Below are 19,041 nucleotides of genomic sequence, written 5' to 3'. Positions count from 1 at the left end.
TTCATCGGAATGTCATTATCAATTAACTATGACCTGCTGAGAAGCGCTCATCTTCATCTTGCAATATCTTATACCAAGAAGAGGAAGTGATAATGAAAAGACAGAAACGAGACCGCTTAGAAAGAGCACACGCCCAAGGTTACAAAGCAGGTATCGGAGGTCGTTCTAAAGAATTCTGCCCCTATAGTACGGGGGATCCCCGCTCTCAATGGCTAGGCGGTTGGCGAGACGCAATAGAAGCTCGCAATGACGGTCATTTCCGCTAAGATTTTACCCCACAGCGTTCATACCACCATTCGATTTAAACTTTAAAAATTCTCCGACATAGGTTATCAGAAACAAGAAAGCCCCTGTTAAGCAGGGGCTTTCTTGTTTCTGCAACGCAAGTAAAGGCTCAACGGCCCCGACTGCACATCAGAACGAGGTGGTATCAGTAAACAGACCCACTTTTAAGTCTTTAGCGGTATAGATCGTGCGGCCATCGACTCGTACTTCGCCGTCACCGACGCCCATATACAATGAACGCTTAATAACGCGTTTCATATGAATATGATAAGTCACTTTCTTTGCTGTAGGCAGGATTTGACCGGTAAATTTCACTTCACCCACACCCAACGCGCGACCGCGACCCGGGCCACCAGAGCAAGCCAGGAAAAAGCCAAGAAGCTGCCACATCGCGTCGAGTCCAAGACACCCAGGCATAACCGGGTCGCCGGGGAAATGGCAGGCAAAGAACCATAAATCCGGATGGATATCCAATTCTGCTTCCACGTAGCCTTTGCCGAAGTCACCGCCGTCGTCATTCATTTCGGTAACCCGGTCCATCATCAGCATATTCGGGGCTGGCAGCTGAGAGTTGCCAGGACCGAACATCTCGCCACGGCTACATGCCAGTAATTCTTCTTTTGTATAACTTGATTGTTTCATTCAGCACCAATGGTCAGTAAATCTGGCGCTAATCTAGCGTACATGTGTAAGCTACACAACTCTGAGCAGTGAATTTTATTACCAAAACTGCCACCAGCGGCGAATTATTTCCTGATGCTGGGCTTGCCGGATGCGCTTGTTTATTCGTCCAAACAAGGTGTCTTTGGTGCTGTCGGTGGCGTTACCACAAGGGCATTGCATCAACAGATCAAAGGCTTCGCTGACATGTTCAACAACGTGCACCGAAAATTCACCGGCCGCCACCGACTCAACCAGTTCATCTGACAAATGCAGGTTAACCTGGTTCGAGCGCGGAATTATCACCCCCTGATCCTTGCTGAAGCCGCGTTGTTTACAGAGGCGATAGAAGCCTTCAATTTTCTCGTTTACTCCCCCAATAGCCTGCACGTTGCCAAACTGGTCAATTGCGCCGGTAACTGCCAGTGCCTGACGCACCGGGGTATCAGACAATGCCGATACCAGACAGCACAACTCAGCCAGTGACGCGCTGTCACCATCCACTTCATGGTACGATTGCTCGAATACCAGCGTGGCTGACAGTGGCATGGGATCTTTGCCGGCAAACAGGTTGGCGAGGTACGCCATCAGAATCATCACACCTTTGGTGTGGATATTGCCGCTTAACTCGGACTTGCGTTCAATATCGATGATATCACCGTCCCCATAGTGAACCGTCGCGGTAATACGTGAAGGCTCACCGAATTCACTGCCGCCCATGGTAACAACCGTCAGACCGTTTATTTGCCCGACCACTTCACCTTTGGTTTCAATTTTGACCTGGTTTTCGAGCATTGCCTGGCGGCTCATTTCTGCCAGATAGTGCTCACGTTGCTGATCGTTACTCACCGCCTGCAGCAAGTGGTCGGTATTAATTCGTGATTCGTGCTCACTGGCTGCAATAGCGTCAGCTTCCTGCAGTAACTGGATCAAACGCAAGGTATCCAGACTCAGTTCCTCCTGATGCTCGGTAAAGCTGGAGGACAATGTCAGCAAACGATGCATGCCGTCGTCTGTTAACGGACGATGTTCAACCCGTTGCTGAAGGTAACTTAAATACTGGAAGTAGTTAGCCACCGGGCTTAGTTGCGCTGGGTAATGATCTGTGAAATCCGCCAGGTAAGGGAACAGATTGGCAAAGTCAGCGTCCAGATCGCGCAACTGGGCGAGTAGGGCGCGGCTACCAGCAAGAATAACCTTCAGATGAACAGGCACCGGCTGAGGCGCATAAAATGCCCCTTGTTCAGGTAGCTGCCAGCTAAATTCCCCGCGTTTAAGAATGTATTTCAGGCGTTGCCAGTAATCGCCCTGGCGTAATAACTGTTCTGCATCAATCACCAGCGTGCCGCCGTTCGCTTTCAGCAGGGCGCCGGGCTGTATCAAATGCAGTTCGCTACTGACGGTCCCGGAGATCGTCTGCAAGCGGATTTCACCGAACAAATCGGCCTCAGTTACGCGCGGACAGTAATGCCAGGCGACCTTGCTGTCCTGGGTAACGACAATATTGGCCAGTTCATTGCCCGGCAGATCTTCAAACTTCTTGTCGCTGATACTCTGCAAATAACGATTCAATGGCGGCCAGTTAAACTGCGCTTGTAGACTGTCCAGAAGTGGCGCACGATTATCCGGTTCAGTATCAAGCAGCGCCCATAAACGTTCAACGACAGCTCTGGCACTGCCAGCAGGCAAGTGGAGACATATCGGTTGGGTTTCATCGACTGGATTTACCACATAAACCCAGTCGTGCAGATCGTGGGCGGGCCATTGCTGTTGCTCGGCAACCGCACTAAACATGGCTTCGGGCTCGCAGCCGGCAGGAACAATCGCGAACACATGGGCATAATGCCCGGGTACAGCCTGTGCCTGAGCGATTGCCTGTAAAGCACGTTGCTGGCCAACCAGCATGTCTGCGGTTACCCGGCTTGGTCGTTGTTGCATCCATCGCCCGGCTTGCGCGCGTAGTTGTTCGATAGGTAGCTTGGTCACAAATGTTCCTAAGTAATTCTGTTGCCGCAATGATACGGCAAGCTACCGGGTTCAACAAATTGAACCACAGTAAAATTAGCTGGTTATACTGAACTTTTTATTCCCCGCTTCGTAAATTATGGAAGCGATGGCCCGTAGCATAGGATTTAAAATTACAATGAAGATCAAAAAAACAGCCGTAAGACTGTCTGCAATCGCCACTCTGTTAGTTGTCTCGTCAACTCAGGCGCAATGGAATTTAGGGGCAGGGGGCATCAGCTCAGACGCCAGCTATCGCGGTGTTGACCGTGATAACTTTGTCATTCCGGTGGTTGGCTATGAAGGCGAGCGGCTCTATTTTCGCGGCCTCGAACTTGGCTACCGGTTAAACCAGGCTAGTCGACGCTCTCCACACCAGTGGGCTGTGGTCGTTACCGGCGCGCCATTCCGATTCCGTCCGAATGACAGTCGCGACCCGCAAATGAGGCTGCTCGATAGTCGTTCGTTTTCCGCTGAACTTGCTTTAGATTACCAGTTCAGTACCCCGTTTGGAGTCTTTGATGCCCGTGCCGGGCATGACATTCGGGGGAATGGCCATCGCTTGAGTGCAAGTTATGCCTATCCGTTGTCGCCCAACCCACGTAAATGGCAGTTAAGCCCGTCTATTGGTGTCTCCTATATCAGCAGCGGTTACACCGACTATTACTATGGTGTGTCTGCAACCGAAGCTGAGCGCAGTGGTCTTGCCGAATATGGCAGCCAGGATGCCTTTAATCCGAATCTGCGTCTGAGTGGCTATTATCGGATTGACGAACGATGGAATCTGTTCGGCGCGATAAGCGCGTCACGCTTGTCGAGTAAGATTGCGAACAGCCCAATGGCTGACGGACGCTATATCAGCACCGCGATACTGGCTGTTTCATACAGTTTCTAAAACCAGCGTGCCGGCTCTGACCGGCCTTATTGCGCTAGTTATATGACTTCGCATAATGTATATTATGTTAAATACGGTATTCTAGAGTAGAATTGAGAGGAACTGAATATATGGCACTAAATACGCGACCAATTCGAGCTCCACTCTTTGTTGTTGGCTGGATGCTAATTTTCAGCACTCCGCTCATGGCCAGTTATGAAGACGACTTAAACGCTCTGTCCCGTTTGCATAACCTGGTTGTCATTCAGGACGGCGAGATTGTGCTCGAGCATCATCAGGCCGGACCCGAGCCAGCAGAGGCTGCAAATATTAAATCGCTGTCTAAGTCGATCCTTTCACTGCTCGCGGGCATTGCTATTGATAAAGGATACTTCGAGCTCAACCAGCCAATCTCAGAATTGCTTGGTCGTCATCAGCCGGCACAAACACCTGCTGATTTAAATCAGATTCAGGTCGAACATTTGCTCAGCATGCAGTCTGGTTTACAACGTACATCGGGTCGCAATTACGGAACCTGGGTGAACAGCGACAACTGGACCCAGTATGCACTGACCCGCCCGATGGTGGATGAACCGGGCGGCGATATGCTCTACTCGACCGGTAACAGTCATATTCTGGCGGCTATTCTAACTGAGCAAACCGGACGTAGCCTGTTGCAACTGATGCGTGGCTGGGTCGGCAGTCCATTGAATATTCGTATCTACCCATGGCTACAAAGCCCCGAAGGCATTTACTTTGGCGGCAATGACATGCGTATCTCGGCGCGCGGTCTGGCCTGGATCGGCCAGCTGTATGTCAACCTGGGGATGGCAAACGGACAACAGGTGGTGAGTGAAAATTGGATTGAGCAAAGTTTCCAGCCGCGAACCAACTCAGTTTATACCGATGACCCCTATGGTCTTGGCTGGTTTTCGTACCAGTTTAATGACGTCGAGGCGTTTTACGGACGAGGTTATGGCGGGCAACTACTGTATGTTATACCGGCGTACAAGCTGAGTATTGTGATGACATCTGATCCAACGCCGCCATCTCAGGGTGGTTACATTAACCGCCAGCACCGTTTTGTTGAAGCGCATATTCTGCCGCGTTTCAGCGACAGATAATCAGCGAAAAATAGATGGCTTGTATTCATCCCTGGCGGCTAAATAGCACCGCTAGAGATGAAAGGTGCCTTCCAGGAACGTCTTCGCGCCCTGCCCGTCACTTACCATTAAACGGCCGCTGTCCTTCTGGATGTGTGAAACTGCGGTATTGGGCAGTTCCAAAGGCCGTTTGAAGGTAACGTCCATGCTGGTTACCTGACTCTGAAACTGCTTTTCAAGATCCGCCTGCATCCTCGCCACTGAATACATACCGTGAATAATCGGCAGATTAAAGCCGAACCAGCGGGATAACCAGGGGTGGATATGAATTGGGTTGTAATCACCGGATAAGCGCGCATAGCGTCGACCAAGCGATGCATTTAACTGCCAGATATCCAGTTGCTGCCAGAGGCTCAAATCGAGTGACTCCGCGCGAACCCGACGGTTTGCGGGCGTTTTACCACCAGTTCCAACCTGGTAGGTACTCTCGCAGCGTAAAATCGTATGTCCATTCTGAGTAAAATCGACAATGTAGACCGGGCGCACCCGCTTTCGGGTTGAAGCCCTGGCAGGTAATTCTATACGGACATTAATCACAAAGCCTTGTTCTGGCTTTAAGGTTCCCAGCCACTCCATTCGGTTGGCAACGTGTACCATTCCCAGAATGGGCCATGGGAAGCGTTTATCAAGCATCGCCGCTAAGTGGGCACGCTGTGCCAGCAGGTAAAAATACGTCAACGGGTAGGCACTAACGAGGCCAGGGAACTGGCTTTTATAGTCGGCTAAGTGCGCGGGGCGGATAGCGTCCAGGCTAAACTGTGCTTCAATCGCTGTCAGGTCGTCTGCAATCTTGCCTGAGCGAACTATGGTGGGCAACGCGCGAACCAGCATACCTGGCAATGGGGGCAAAGCAGATTGCTGCATGAATGGAACTCCTTTCTAACCAGTGCCACAGGCTTGGCACCTGCGTATTGTAGCAAATGCAGTATTTGGAAGCGCATTATTTTACACTGGTATGAACTCATCACTTCGTCTTTACCAGGTTTTTGCAACCGCTGAAGGGCATAAAAAAAACCAGCCATGAAAGGCTGGTTTTTTAGTGAAGCACGTCGTTTGCCGCATCGCCCGCTTTATTCGGCCGGTACAATCACTGCATCAATGCCGTGAATGACGCCGTTACTGGCTTCGATGTCAGCATGTACCACAGTCGCGGTGTTAACCATGACGTTACCATAGCTGGCCTGAACCTGAAGCTGACCACCATTAATGGTCTCGATCGCGGTTTGCTCTTCAGGCACGTCGCTACTTGCTATTTCATCGGCCACCACGTGATAGCTCAGTATCGTACGCAGTTGGTCGGTATCGTCGAGTAAAGCATCCAGGGTACCTTCCGGTAGCGCCGCAAAGGCATCATTGGTCGGTGCAAACACCGTATAACTACCGTCTTTGTCCAGCGCGTCGCTCATTCCGGCTGCTTCAAGAGCCGTTACAAAGGTGGAAAAACGCTCGTCATGCTGAGCAACTTTAACGATATCGTATTCACTTTTATCATGGTCACCATGATGATTTGCTAACGCACCGAAGGATACGCTCATGCTTACAACGGCAGCCATAGTGGCTAGTTTAGTATTCAGTTTTGTATTTAACATCGGTCGTTCCTCGTGTTGTTGATTCATACATGTTTACGCATCAATCTGAAGAACAGACTTGTTATTGCACGTTATTTACCCAGCCTTTACACAGGTGCAGGATTTGATTCAAACCCTGTTAAGAAAGCAAATGATCGGTTTACTGCGCCTTTAACAAGGTCGCTGCCACTTCGTCACCTAAATGCTCCTGCAGCACTTGTTGGTATCGCCCGGTTTTCAGGTAACCACCTTCGGCGGCAAAAAATGCAGTTAGTAACGTCTGCCAGTCGTTATCTTTGGGCATAATAATCCCGAAGCGCTCGCCTTCGATACTAAAGGCAGGGTGATGGCGAATAGCAACCCCCTGCTCTATGGCGCGATGATAGTTATAGGCGTCGATGTAGCTGTAATGGCCGTTGACCACCTGATCGATAACCGCCTGGTTGGTATCTACCCGTTGCAACGGCGTATCACCTTGAAGCTGGTCACGTAGTTCGCCGACCCGCACTTCATGCAAGGTGCCGGCAAAGGCCACCGGCTGTAAGTCAGCCAGCGCAGCGGCCAGACCTTGATCATCTTCGACGGTTTCAACATCGTCCGGGGTTATCAGTACCGCCACATTGTGCAGATACGCCGGCGAGAAAGCGACCTGCTCACGACGCTGCTCAGTAATGGTGACATTGCCCAGCCCAAAGACACCACCGTTGCCATTAGCGACCCGCTGATACATCTGGCTCCAGTCATTTTCGGCGACAAAGTCCAGTTGCAAACGAACGCCATGGTAGCGCTCAAACCAGGCTTTAAAGTCGTTCATAATAGCAATGCTAACGCCGCTCAGTTGGCCTTCTTCATTCTCATACGCGAACCCCGGGGCGGGAACATACAGAACTTTCAATCTGCCCTGCCCGGTTTCCCTGGCGTCGCTGAAATAGCTTGCGCTATCGGCTGCCTCGGAAACGGATGGCTGCTGTGCATTCTCACCACAAGCGCTCAGCGTGAACAGCGTGGTCGCCAGCAACGCACAGCGGATCTGATTTTTAATTATATCAGGCATCTAACTTATTCCTTTTTAGACTCAAAAAACCTTTATTATTAGTTTTTTCTTAACTGTACTTGCAGTCGCTTTTGCGTATGATGATAGTCGTAGTTTCCCCGACAAATACTAATAAGACAGTAACAACTGTCACGTACGAAAACTACAAAACAACAGATCGGGGTAAATGTTCAGGGATTATAGAGGGAAGTTGTATATGAACCAATGGTTACAGAGAATGCCCATCAGTGTCCGTTTGCTGCTGCTACTGGTAATAGCGGCAACGGGCACCGTGTTAATGGTTACCTTCATGCTGTTTAATTTGCGCACTGTCATTATTGATGGTGAACAGCAGAAACTGGATGCACTCAATGATGCCTCGATGACAATTGTCGAGGACTACTACAATCGTTTCCGCGACGGTGAAATGACGGAAACAGAAGCCCAGCAAGGCGCCATTGAGCGACTTGACCAAATTCGTTACGAAGGCCAGGAATACGTCTTCACCCTAAACCGGGCCGGTGTATTGATACAGCACCCCTTCTCCGGCCAGCGCGGGCGCAACGTACTGAACTTTTCCGACTCCAATGGCACTCAGTTATTCCGACTGATGCTGGAGCGCACCGAAAATCAGGAGCGCGCGACAGTAAACTACATCTGGGAATTGCCCAACAGTTCTGAGCTTGGTCCTAAGATCACGCGTGTGCGGACCTTTGACCAATGGGACTGGGTTCTTGGCAGTGGTGTATATATAAATGATGTCGCAAGCCAGCTATGGGCCCAGTTCTGGCGCCTGGCGATGTTTGCGCTGCTTTTATCGGTCCCCCTGTTACTGCTGTTCCTGGTTATTATTCGCAGTATCGTCAAACCGCTACGTACCACCATTGCAGCCATGGATGATATTGCTGAAGGTGAAGGTGACCTCACCCACCGCCTGGACGACAGCGGCAATGATGAGATAGCGCGGCTAGCCCGCAGCTTCAACAATTTCGTTGGTAAAATTCAGGCACTGGTTAAATCGGTTCAGGAAAGTGCGGAACACGAACAGGAAGCAGCCAACCGATTACGCGAGCTGACGGTTTCCAGTTCTGAGCTGAGCGGTCGATTAGCCACGCAAACCAATTCCGTCGCCACCGCAATCACTGAGCTGTCATCCTCCGCCAGTGAAGTGGCTAGTCATGCCCGTGATGCGGCCGAATCTGCTAACGAAGCTGACAAAGAAGCCGAACGCTCGGCCACTATTGTTCACTCCTCGGTGAGCAATGTCGGGAAACTGGCTAAACAGCTGCATACCGCGGCGGAACAGGCAGAAACTCTGCAAAAAGGCTCTGACAAGATCGGTAATATTTTAAGTGTGATCGTGAATATTGCCGAGCAGACCAATCTGCTGGCACTGAATGCGGCGATCGAGGCGGCCCGGGCTGGCGAAGCTGGTCGTGGCTTTGCAGTCGTGGCTGATGAGGTACGTACGCTGGCAACGCGTACTCAGGCCTCGACCCAGGAAATTAATGACCTGGTGCAGACCATTCAAAAATCGATTAAGGATGTTTCGACCGTTATCTATGATGTGCAGCAGGCGTCTCACGACACCCGCGATGAAGCGGCAGAGGCCGAAAACGCTATCGCCGAAATTCGTCGTGCAGTGGAAAATATTTCGGCCATGAACATACAGATAGCCAACGCCACTGACGAACAGAGCCGGGTCACTATGGAGGTCAACGAAAACGTCACCGATATTAGTGATCTGTCATCAAATAATGAAAGCAACAATGTGTCGCTGCGTGATTTAAGCGAATCGTTAAATAGCAGTAGTGCGGAACTTAGCAAACTGGTACGCCGTTTCAGAACTGAATAACGCTAGGGAATATACGACGTAAATGGCACACGCAGGGAGTAAGACTGCCCTGCGTGTGCTACCTCCAGCCGCAGTTCCCAGACCATCTTCGGATCCGTGCAGGCGCCTAACAGTATATCCGCATACCATAATCCATTTTCAGCTTGCTCCCAGCTAACTGGCAGTCGGCCCATGTACATGCTTAAACCACGAATTTCGCTGTGCAGGATCTCAACCGGATCATTGCTTACCAGGCTGATTTTTATGCCCCGTTCAATCGGCATATCGACGTCACTGCTGACTAACCACAAAGCAATACCCTGACCTGGCTCAAATAAGCAGTGGTTATCCAACTCGGAGGGCTGTGCGCAGAAGGGGTTTTTGCTAACATCGGTCTGCTCTTGCGGGGTACAGGCTACTAAAGCAGCACCGCCAAGCATAAGTAAAAGTAATGATTTAATTAGAGAAATCGGCAACATGGGGTTAACTCACTGAGTTGCAGGCAAAAGATTGCCTATATACTACTCAGCATATTGATAGAAATCATTATTTCACCCTTTAGCGCTATATTTCCGGCTGTAAAAACCGTAAAATGGCGCTGTTTTTTAACGGTATCGGACTATTAAGTGATGAGCCAAACTATTCCACAGAACACTGAATATAATTTTAAAGTGGTCAAGCAGTTCACTGTTATGACCATCATTTGGGGGATTGTAGGGATGGCCGTCGGCGTGCTGATTGCAGCACAGCTAGTGTGGCCTGCCCTCAATTTTGACATTCCGTATCTGACCTACTCTCGCCTGCGCCCACTGCATACCAATGCGGTTATTTTTGCGTTTGGTACCAGTGCGTTATTTGCTACCGCCTATTATGTGGTGCAAAAAACCTGTCAGGTCAGACTCTTTTCCGACAAACTGGCTGCGTTTACCTTCTGGGGTTGGCAGGCTGTTATCGTGGCTGCGGTTATTACCCTGCCACTGGGAATGACTACCAGTAAAGAATACGCCGAGCTGGAATGGCCGGTCTCTATTCTGATCGCTGTGGTCTGGATTGCTTTTCTGATTGTATTTTTCGGAACCCTGGCCATTCGCCGTACCTCACATATTTACGTGGCGAACTGGTTCTATGGCGCATTTATTATCGCCGTGGCGATGCTTCACATTGGTAATAACCTGGCTATTCCAGTGTCCTTTACCAAGTCGTACTCGATCTACTCGGGGGCGGTCGATGCAATGATGCAGTGGTGGTACGGGCACAATGCCGTAGGCTTCCTGCTGACTGCTGGCTTCCTCGGTATGATGTATTACTTCGTGCCGAAGCAGGCAGAGCGTCCGGTTTACTCCTACCGTTTGTCGGTCGTCCATTTCTGGGCACTGATTTCAATCTACATCTGGGCAGGTCCTCACCACCTTCATTACACTGCGCTACCTGACTGGGCTCAGTCAGTTGGTATGGTGATGTCTGTGGTTCTGTTTGTGCCGTCCTGGGGTGGTATGATCAACGGTATTATGACCCTGTCTGGCGCCTGGCATAAGCTGCGCACCGACCCGATTCTGCGCTTCCTGATCGTCTCCCTGTCCTTCTATGGCATGTCGACCTTCGAAGGCCCGATGATGGCGATTAAGTCGGTGAACGCCCTGTCGCACTACACGGACTGGACCATAGGTCACGTTCACTCAGGCGCGTTAGGCTGGGTAGCCATGATCAGTATTGGCGCTATCTACCATCTAATTCCGGTACTTTTTGACCGTGACCGTATGTACAGCGTGAAAATGATTAACACCCACTTCTGGCTACATACCATTGGTGTGGTTCTGTACATCGTTGCAATGTGGATTTCCGGTGTTATGCAGGGTCTGATGTGGCGTGCGGTGAACTCTGACGGCACCCTGACCTACAGCTTTGTGGAAAGCCTGGAAGCCTCGTACCCGTTCTATTTCGTGCGTTTCTTAGGTGGTGTGTTTGTCGTCGCTGGTATGTTGCTGATGGCATTTAACACCTACAAGACAATTCGCAGTGATAAAGTTCGCGCAAGCGAGCCACTGCCAGCTGCACAATCAGTTTAAGGAGTCGCTGAATCATGAAGAAAAACAAACATGAATTAGTAGAAAAACACGTAGGCTGGTTTGCGATATTGTCGATCATTGCAATTTCCATCGGTGGTCTGGTGGAAATTACTCCCCTGTTATTTCAGGATCAGGTCAATGAACCAGTAAAGAACCTGCGCCCGTATACCGCACTGGAGCTGGAAGGTCGTGACATCTATATTCGCGAAGGCTGCGTTGGCTGCCACAGCCAGATGATTCGTCCTTTTCGTGCAGAAACAGAACGTTACGGTCATTATTCAGTCGCGGGTGAGTCCGTCTGGGAGCATCCGTTTTTGTGGGGCTCGAAGCGAACCGGACCTGACCTGGCCCGTGTTGGCGGCCGCTACTCGGACGAATGGCACTATGTTCACCTGATGGACCCGCGTGCAGTGGTTCCTGAATCAAACATGCCTGGTTATCCGTGGCTGGCTGAGCGCACCTTAGATGGCGCCCTGACCGCACAGAAAATGGAAATCTTCCGCCGTTTTGGGGTGCCTTACACGGATGAAGATATCGAAAATGCGCAGACAGATGTTCAGGGACATACAGAAATTGAAGCCTTGATTGCGTACTTGCAGTCCTTAGGCACAGCACTTAGGTAATCACTATGGGCGGTCCAACATTTAATGCGTATTACACACTGTTAGTCTTTGCGGTGATTATTATTGTCATCCTGTGGGCTTACAGCAGTAAAAACAAAGATAAATTTGACCACGACGCCAACTCGATCTTCGAAGAAGACGAAAAAGCCGACGACAAAGGTCAAAACCAGAAACGGGAGTCAAAGAGCGATGAGTAGCTTCTGGAGCGGATGGATTATTGTTCTGACCATAGGTCACCTGATAGCGTTGATCGTGCTGCTGCGCTGGAACATGAAGAACTACACGGATGTAGCTGAAGGCGATAACATGGGCCACGAGTTCGATGGTATTTCTGAACTCAACAACCCGCTGCCCAAGTGGTGGACATACTTATTCTGGATCTGTCTGGGATGGGCGTTCCTCTACCTGGCGCTCTACCCTGGCCTGGGTAACTTCCAGGGCTTGCTGGGCTGGTCGAGTTCCAACCAGGATGTGCGTTCACTGGAAGAGTCTGAACAAGCGCGTTTGCAAGCCATTGAAGACGGTCAGATTGTACAGTACGACCGCGAGCGTGCCCGTGCTGAAGACGTCTATGGCCCTATCTTTGCGCAATATGCCAGTATGAGCATTGAAGACATTGCCGATGACAGTGAAGCATTGCGCATAGGCCAACGTTTGTTCCTGCAAAACTGTGCTCAGTGTCATGGTTCCGATGCGCGTGGCGGAATTGGCTTCCCCAACCTGACCGATGGTGTTTTCAACTGGGGCCACAACCCTGCTGATATCAAAACCACCATCATGGGCGGGCGTGAAGCAGCGATGCCTGCATTTGGTGAGCAACTTGGTGAACAAGGCATTCGCGAAATGGCTGCCTATGTACTGAGTCTGAGTGGCCGCAATGTGGACCGGGAGCTGGCTCGCGCCGGTGAAACTCAGTTCGCAGTCTGTGCTGCCTGTCATGGCATGGATGGCAAAGGCACTCCAGCAATGGGGGCACCTGACCTGACCAATAACGTATGGTTGTACGGAGGCTCACAACGAGCCGTCGAAGAAACCCTGCGCCATGGTCGCAACGGTGTTATGCCACGCTGGGATAGTATTCTCGGCGAAGACAAAGTTCAGATTCTTTCAGGTTATATTTACAGTTTAAATAACTAAGTCAAAACAAGGATTTAGTGCTAAGGAAAGCCCCGACAACGGGGCTTTTTTATACGCTTGGCAAGGCGATACGGTCCCTGCCCGGCACTTAACGGTGAGGTCTACTACTATGCAATCGTCCATCCAACCATCAGCAGAGAACACCCCGTGGTACAAACATTTTTGGGTTTGGTGGATCATTGGGGCTAAGGTTGCCGTTATCAGTGCCTGTTTCTACACCGGCTGGCTTATTTATAATAACCCCGCCTCTATGGTTATCGACGACTACTACAAAGAAGGTCGCACCATAAACCTCCAGCTGACCAAAGTCGCCCGTGCTGAAGAGCTCGGAATTGCGTTTGATGTCAGTATCAGTGAGCGTCAGTTAATGTTCCGCTTTACCGAGTATGAACCTCAGCAACGAGCCGCTTTGCATGTCGTTATGTATCATCCAACGCTGGATGAAAAAGACTTCGAGCTACGCGTACCGCACGCTGGGGATGGCTGGTACCGCGCGGAACTGCCACGGGAGATTTCCGGTCACTGGCGGATAATTATCGAGCCCTTCGATGAAGAATGGCGCGTTAGTGACAACATTCAACTGCCCCAGGAAGAAAACTTTACCCTGGCACCTGAAAACTACGGTGTTTAAGGTCATGAAGTCCCAGGCACACTAAGGTAACGGAAGGTACGCAAACGATATGCAGTCCATTGCACGCCCGCAAACACAGGAAAGCCAGTGTTTTCATTGCCATCAGCCTATCCCCCGCGGGCTGAACCTGACTGTTACCATCCAGGACAGCGAGCAGCCGATGTGTTGTTACGGCTGCCAGACCGTGGCTCAAACCATCATTGATCAGGGCCTTTTTCATTACTACAAATTCCGTGAGGTGGACGCCGACGGCATCCCCCAGGCTTTGGTACCTGACCAGCTGCAGGCCCTGAATGAACAGGTTAAAGCCTATGACGACCCGGATATTCAACGCGAATTTGTACGCACCTCAAATGATAGCAGCACGGCCGAAGTAACCCTGGCCGTTGAAGGCATGACCTGCGCGGCCTGTGCCTGGCTGATCGAACGCCAGCTCAATGCGACCCAGGGGGTCGAACATGTCGTAGTCAACGCCTCCACTGACCGGGTGCACGTGAAATGGGACGCCAACCAATGTCAGCTAAGCGATATACTCGCCGCCATTCACGCCGTTGGTTACCGTGCCCTGCCGTTCCAGCAAGCGGATCTGGAACAGTCATTTGAGAAAAAACGACGCAGCTATATTCTTCGCTTAGGGGTGGCGGGTTTGGCTTCCATGCAGACCATGATGGTCGCCTTTGGTCTCTACTACGACGACATTGATGACATGCACCGGCTCTATTTCTGGTGGGTGTCACTGCTGTTTACCGCGCCGGTTATCGTCTACAGTTGTCAGCCATTTTTTGCCAACGCCATTCGCGCCTTGCGGGCCCGCACGGTGAATATGGATGTGCCGGTTTCGCTGGCCATGGCGCTCGCCTTTGTAGCCAGCTTCTATGCCACCATTTTCGATACCGGCGAGATCTATTACGAGTGCGTTTCAATGTTTGCGTTTCTGTTGCTGTCGGGGCGTTACCTTGAATTGCTGGCAAAACACCGGGCCATCGCCAACGCAGCCAACCTGATGAAGCTTATCCCGGCCATCGCAGAGCGCGAAGAAGAGGGCCAGTGGCACAAAGTCATGGTCAAGTACCTGCAGGCCGGTGACTCTATACGAGTCAAACCAGGTGAGCCTCTACCAGTTGACGGGCGCCTGCAGACTGCGACGGCCTGGTGCGACGAATCCCTGTTAACCGGTGAAAGCCGACCGGTCGCAAAACGCGCCGGTGACCAACTATATGCCGGTAGCGTCAACCAGCACAGTCCGATTACGTTGACCGTCACCGGTACTCATCAGGACACCCTGCTATCGAGCATTGTCTCATTGCAGGACACCGCGATGGAGCAAAAGCCCCGCTTTGCCCGTTTTGCCGATGTTGTCGGTCGTTATTTTGTTTTTGCCACCCTGTTAATCGCCGCCCTTACGTTTACCAGCTGGATGTTTTTGGACCCAGCCGATGCGTTCTGGATTACCCTGTCGGTGCTGGTTGCAACCTGCCCCTGTGCGCTGGCACTGGCAGCGCCTACTGCGATGAGTGGAGCCATCAATCGCCTCAACCGCGGTGGGATCCTGATTAAAAATGCCACTATTCTCGAAGGTCTGGGACGGATAAAAACGCTCTGTGTGGATAAGACAGGAACGCTCACTCAGGGCCGTTTTTCCATTATCGACGCCTGGTACCACCCGGATCAGGACAGCGATCACCTGAAGCAGATTGTGCACAGTATTGAGAACTACTCAGAACATCCGTTAGCGCGCCCGTTCCAGCAATTGGCGGAACAGGCCGTCCAGCTCAGCGAGGTGGATAACTTGCCCGGGCAAGGTCTTTCAGCAACCCATACGGACACCGAGTTCCGGATTGGTAGCCTGGCCTATATTCGCCAGTGGCATCCGGATCTTACCTCACCACTACCGAAGGCCAACGTCTTTCTGTGTGACCGCAACGATCTGCTAGCCGCCTTTCAGGTAGACGATGAACTGCGGCCTGACGCATTGGCGATGATAAACTGGTTTAAGCAGCGCCGTATCCACGTGGTGATGCTAACCGGTGATGACCAGCGCCGGGCCCAGTCACTGGCCAGCGAACTGGGTATTGAAGACGTCCGTGCCGGACTTAAACCGGCGGACAAATTGAATGCCGTTAAAGCATTGCAGCAGGATGGACCGGTAATGATGGTCGGTGATGGTATCAACGACGCACCCGTTTTGGCCCAGGCAGATGCATCATTAACCTTCGCCAGCGGCACTGAGCTGGCTCAGGCAGGCAGTGATGGCGTGATCCTGAATGGTCGTCTCAACGCGCTGCAAAAGGTGTTTGATGTCGGGGCGCTGACTAAGCGGGTTATTCGGCAGAACTTTATCTGGGCACTGGGATACAATGCGGTGGTGCTGCCAATGGCCGTGACTGGTCATGTCGGTCCGTTATGGGCTATGTTAGGCATGTCGGCGAGCTCATTGATTGTGGTAACCAATTCATTGCGCCTGATGCGTAAATCATAAGGAGGCTTGCGTGGAAATTTTACATATTGCGGTACCAGCAGCCATTTTACTGGTCGCGTTCGCCATCGGAATTTTCTGGTGGGCCGTACGCCACGGACAGTTTGATGATCTTGAACGGCAGGGTATGAATATACTGCTCGATGAAGAGCCAAAAAAGGCAAAGAAAACCAAGAAGCCCAATGCAGAATCTTGATATTGTATCAGCCTTTCTGATGGGCCTGGCCGGAAGCGGCCACTGCCTGGCGATGTGCGGCGGGCTTGCCGGCGCCATGGGCCTGCATCAGTCCCCTGCCCGCTTACTACTCTATAATTGCGGTCGTATTCTATCCTACATGCTAGCCGGTGCCATTGTCGCCGGAGCAATTCTTGCCGTGGTGCAGATCCATCAGCAGGCTATGCTCATGGTTCGGCTGGGGGCTGGCATTATGATGATTCTGTTCGCTCTCTATTTAACCCGGGTGTGGATGTTGCTGACTTTCCTTGAACGCGGGGGCGCTGTGTTATGGCGCTATCTGCAACCGCTTACCCGTCATTTTCCACCTAACGCACCGGCGCCGAAGTTATTAATTGCCGGGATGTTATGGGGCTGGCTGCCCTGTGGTCTGGTATACAGCGCACTGTCCTGGGCGGCGTTGTCCGGCCACCCGGGATACGGTGCACTGACGATGCTCGCTTTTGGTCTCGGAACCTTACCGTCGATGTTGATTTTCGGCATGTTTAGCCGCACACTAGGGGCGTTTGTCCGTTCTCAGGGATTCCGCTGGATTGCAGGCGGCGCCTTATTTATCTATGGCGTTATGACTTGTTGGGTTGCACTTAAACAATGGTAACAGCAACCATGCAGAAGGAGCCTGAACGGAACCTCTTTTATGCAGTAGCGTAAAGCGCAAGGAATGTTGGCATGTCAGATCGAAACTGGTTAAATAATATCAATTGTCAGAACTGCAGTATCAGCCAGTTGTGTCTGCCTTATACGCTGGATAATTCATCGCTGGATAAGCTTGATAATATTATTGAGCGCAAGCGTCCCTACCATAAAGGCGAATTGATTTTTCAGGCTGGCGAACCCCTGCGTTCACTCTATGCGGTGCGTTCAGGAAGCTTTAAAAGTTATACCGTCAGCAACGACGGCGACGCCCAGATTACAGCCTTTCATTTACCTGGCGATCTAATTGGTTTCGACTCGGTGCACAGTAATAACTACACCTCGTTTGCAGAAGCACTGGAAACCTCAATGGTCTGTGAGATACCCTATTCCAGCCTGGAAACCCTGAGTGACCAGCTTCCTTTACTGCGCCGTCAAATGATGCGCCTGATGAGTTCAGAAATCAGTGCGGACAAACAGATGTTGTCCTTGCTGAATAATAAAAGTGCGGAGCAGCGCTTGGCGACCTTCCTGCTTGATTTCTCTGAACGCTTTAAAAGCCGCGGTCTGTCGTCAAAAGAGTTCCGCCTCAGTATGACCCGGGCTGAAATTGGCAATTATTTAGGTTTAACCGTTGAAACCGTAAGTCGGCTCCTGAGCAAACTGCATAAAGAAGCCGCTATTCAGGTAGACGGGAAGTTTATTCTGTTGCGCGACGTCGACCGCCTGCAGAGCATTGCTGGTGTTCAGTTAAGAGCTTGCGCTACATCATAGCTAATTCGTTGGTCTCGGCTACACTGATAAATAAGTAATAATATCAGCGAGCTGGAGGCCTCATGTATAACCGAATTTTAGTTGTTCTTGATCCTAATCAGGATCAACAAAAAGCCCTTGCGCGGGCCGTCAAATTAGCCCGACTTGAACACAGTGCACTTACCTTATTTGTTTCGATTTACGACTTTTCCTATGAAATGACGACCATGCTGTCCGGGGAAGAGCGTGAGAATATGCGTAAAGCGCTGATTGAAGAACAGCGTGAATGGGCAGCTGATTTACTAAAAGCCTTTGATGTCCGCGATCTAACAGTCAACATTGAGGTGGTCTGGCACCACCGTCCCTTTGAAGCCATTATTAAGGCCACCTTTGATGGCGGTCATGATTTGATTATCAAAGGCACCCGCCGTCACGACAAATTACAGAGTGTTATTTTCACCCCCACCGACTGGCATCTGCTACGCAAAGCCCCGTGCCCGGTGCTGCTGGTTAAAGAGCATGAGTGGCCGCCAAATGGCCGGATCATTGGTGCCGTTAATGCAGGCGCAGAGGACGAATCACATCAATCATTGAATGAACGTATTATTGCTGCGGGTAAACAAATGAGTGAAATTCTACAGGCTGAATTGCACCTGCTGAATTGTTACCCCACTGCCCCCCTTAACATGGCGATAGAGATTCCCGAGTTCGATACCAGTGATTATCAGGCTAATGTTCGTGACTATCACCAGAAATCGCTCGCCACTCTGGCTGACCGACATCACATTGATCATGCCAATTTGCACGTCCGTGAGGGGCTTCCTGAAGATCAGGTACCGGCACTGGCTGAGAAAATAGATGCTGAACTGGTAGTTCTGGGAACCATTGGTCGCACTGGTTTTACCGCTGCATTACTGGGAAATACCGCCGAGCACGTGATTGAACAACTCAACTGCGACGTTCTCGCGATTAAACCTGAAGGCTTCAAGTCACCGCTAAAAGCCAGTTAACACAGGCATTAAATTGTAAGGGCGCGAGTGGAACTGTATACTGGCGCCCTTTCTTT

The 19,041-nt window shown here is 51.1% G+C and carries 20 protein-coding genes; 14 read left to right on the top strand and 6 right to left on the bottom strand.

Features of this window, described 5'->3' with window-relative positions; translation table 11 throughout:
- Positions 1–92 precede the first annotated feature (92 nt).
- On the top strand, positions 93–266 hold the full coding sequence (gene rmf, locus CWE12_RS01925; RefSeq protein ID WP_126787957.1) for a ribosome modulation factor: 174 nt from the start codon (positions 93–95) through the stop codon (positions 264–266).
- Between the two features lie 148 nt (positions 267–414).
- Here the strand turns inward: rmf and fabA are convergent, their stop codons facing one another.
- Together fabA and CWE12_RS01915 are read right to left on the bottom strand one after the other, a co-directional pair.
- Positions 415–927 (bottom strand): 3-hydroxyacyl-[acyl-carrier-protein] dehydratase FabA, encoded by a 513-nt coding sequence (gene fabA, locus CWE12_RS01920; RefSeq protein WP_126787955.1) that lies wholly within the window; start codon positions 925–927, stop codon positions 415–417.
- A 78-nt stretch (positions 928–1,005) separates the two neighbouring features.
- Positions 1,006–2,931 carry a Lon protease family protein gene (locus tag CWE12_RS01915; RefSeq protein WP_241984108.1) on the bottom strand — a complete coding sequence of 642 codons (1,926 nt, stop codon included), beginning with the start codon at positions 2,929–2,931 and terminating at the stop codon, positions 1,006–1,008.
- Between the two features lie 157 nt (positions 2,932–3,088).
- Here CWE12_RS01915 and CWE12_RS01910 point away from each other — a divergent pair, with 157 nt between their 5' ends.
- Entirely contained in the window at positions 3,089–3,844 is a 756-nt protein-coding gene (locus tag CWE12_RS01910; RefSeq protein WP_157981906.1) for a MipA/OmpV family protein, read from the top strand.
- Between the two features lie 110 nt (positions 3,845–3,954).
- Positions 3,955–4,947: a serine hydrolase domain-containing protein gene (locus tag CWE12_RS01905; protein ID WP_198675663.1), complete on the top strand. Its 993-nt coding sequence runs from the start codon at positions 3,955–3,957 to the stop codon at positions 4,945–4,947.
- A gap of 51 nt (positions 4,948–4,998) precedes the next feature.
- On the opposite strand, the gene CWE12_RS01900 is transcribed toward CWE12_RS01905, so the two are convergent.
- The 3 genes from CWE12_RS01900 to CWE12_RS01890 form a co-directional block, all read right to left on the bottom strand.
- Positions 4,999–5,850: a MaoC/PaaZ C-terminal domain-containing protein gene (locus CWE12_RS01900; protein ID WP_126787951.1), complete on the bottom strand. Its 852-nt coding sequence runs from the start codon at positions 5,848–5,850 to the stop codon at positions 4,999–5,001.
- Between the two features lie 206 nt (positions 5,851–6,056).
- Positions 6,057–6,575, bottom strand: coding sequence for a fasciclin domain-containing protein (locus tag CWE12_RS01895; RefSeq protein WP_241984107.1), 519 nt, complete (start codon positions 6,573–6,575; stop codon positions 6,057–6,059).
- Between the two features lie 139 nt (positions 6,576–6,714).
- Positions 6,715–7,608, bottom strand: coding sequence for a substrate-binding periplasmic protein (locus CWE12_RS01890; RefSeq protein ID WP_126787949.1), 894 nt, complete (start codon positions 7,606–7,608; stop codon positions 6,715–6,717).
- 196 nt (positions 7,609–7,804) lie between these two features.
- Between CWE12_RS01890 and CWE12_RS01885 the strand changes: the two genes are divergently transcribed.
- On the top strand, positions 7,805–9,442 hold the full coding sequence (locus CWE12_RS01885) for a methyl-accepting chemotaxis protein (protein WP_126787947.1): 1,638 nt from the start codon (positions 7,805–7,807) through the stop codon (positions 9,440–9,442).
- Positions 9,443–9,444: 2 nt separating this feature from the next.
- Here CWE12_RS01885 and CWE12_RS01880 read toward each other — a convergent pair whose 3' ends face one another.
- Entirely contained in the window at positions 9,445–9,900 is a 456-nt protein-coding gene (locus tag CWE12_RS01880) for a hypothetical protein (protein WP_126787945.1), read from the bottom strand.
- 150 nt (positions 9,901–10,050) lie between these two features.
- On the opposite strand from CWE12_RS01880, the gene ccoN reads away from it, so the two are divergent.
- The 10 genes from ccoN (at position 10,051) to uspE (ending at position 18,985) form a co-directional block, all read left to right on the top strand.
- Entirely contained in the window at positions 10,051–11,487 is a 1,437-nt protein-coding gene (gene ccoN, locus CWE12_RS01875; protein ID WP_126787943.1) for a cytochrome-c oxidase, cbb3-type subunit I, read from the top strand.
- Between the two features lie 14 nt (positions 11,488–11,501).
- Positions 11,502–12,110 carry a cytochrome-c oxidase, cbb3-type subunit II gene (ccoO, locus tag CWE12_RS01870; RefSeq protein WP_126787941.1) on the top strand — a complete coding sequence of 203 codons (609 nt, stop codon included), beginning with the start codon at positions 11,502–11,504 and terminating at the stop codon, positions 12,108–12,110.
- A gap of 5 nt (positions 12,111–12,115) precedes the next feature.
- Positions 12,116–12,307, top strand: a complete 192-nt coding sequence (locus CWE12_RS01865) for a cbb3-type cytochrome oxidase subunit 3 (protein ID WP_126787939.1) — start codon at positions 12,116–12,118, stop codon at positions 12,305–12,307.
- Positions 12,300–13,247 carry a cytochrome-c oxidase, cbb3-type subunit III gene (ccoP, locus tag CWE12_RS01860; protein ID WP_126787938.1) on the top strand — a complete coding sequence of 316 codons (948 nt, stop codon included), beginning with the start codon at positions 12,300–12,302 and terminating at the stop codon, positions 13,245–13,247. The genes CWE12_RS01865 and ccoP overlap by 8 nt, the downstream gene beginning before the upstream one ends.
- A 109-nt stretch (positions 13,248–13,356) precedes the next feature.
- The gene (locus CWE12_RS01855) at positions 13,357–13,878 is read left to right on the top strand and encodes a FixH family protein (RefSeq protein ID WP_126787936.1); all 522 of its coding nucleotides are present in this window, start codon (positions 13,357–13,359) and stop codon (positions 13,876–13,878) included.
- Positions 13,879–13,927: 49 nt separating this feature from the next.
- Positions 13,928–16,357, top strand: a complete 2,430-nt coding sequence (locus CWE12_RS01850) for a heavy metal translocating P-type ATPase (protein ID WP_126787934.1) — start codon at positions 13,928–13,930, stop codon at positions 16,355–16,357.
- Between the two features lie 10 nt (positions 16,358–16,367).
- On the top strand, positions 16,368–16,550 hold the full coding sequence (gene ccoS / locus CWE12_RS01845) for a cbb3-type cytochrome oxidase assembly protein CcoS (protein WP_126787932.1): 183 nt from the start codon (positions 16,368–16,370) through the stop codon (positions 16,548–16,550).
- Entirely contained in the window at positions 16,537–17,187 is a 651-nt protein-coding gene (locus CWE12_RS01840; protein ID WP_126787931.1) for a sulfite exporter TauE/SafE family protein, read from the top strand. The genes ccoS and CWE12_RS01840 overlap by 14 nt, the downstream gene beginning before the upstream one ends.
- A gap of 71 nt (positions 17,188–17,258) precedes the next feature.
- Positions 17,259–17,996: a fumarate/nitrate reduction transcriptional regulator Fnr gene (fnr, locus tag CWE12_RS01835; protein WP_126787929.1), complete on the top strand. Its 738-nt coding sequence runs from the start codon at positions 17,259–17,261 to the stop codon at positions 17,994–17,996.
- A 62-nt stretch (positions 17,997–18,058) separates the two neighbouring features.
- Positions 18,059–18,985 carry a universal stress protein UspE gene (gene uspE / locus CWE12_RS01830; protein WP_126787927.1) on the top strand — a complete coding sequence of 309 codons (927 nt, stop codon included), beginning with the start codon at positions 18,059–18,061 and terminating at the stop codon, positions 18,983–18,985.
- Positions 18,986–19,041 lie beyond the last annotated feature (56 nt).

The organism is Aliidiomarina sedimenti, from assembly GCF_003986955.1.
Taxonomy (GTDB): Bacteria; Pseudomonadota; Gammaproteobacteria; order Enterobacterales; family Alteromonadaceae; genus Aliidiomarina; species Aliidiomarina sedimenti.
Note: the sequence above shows the minus strand (reverse complement) of the source record. Positions and strands in the feature narration are given on the sequence as shown.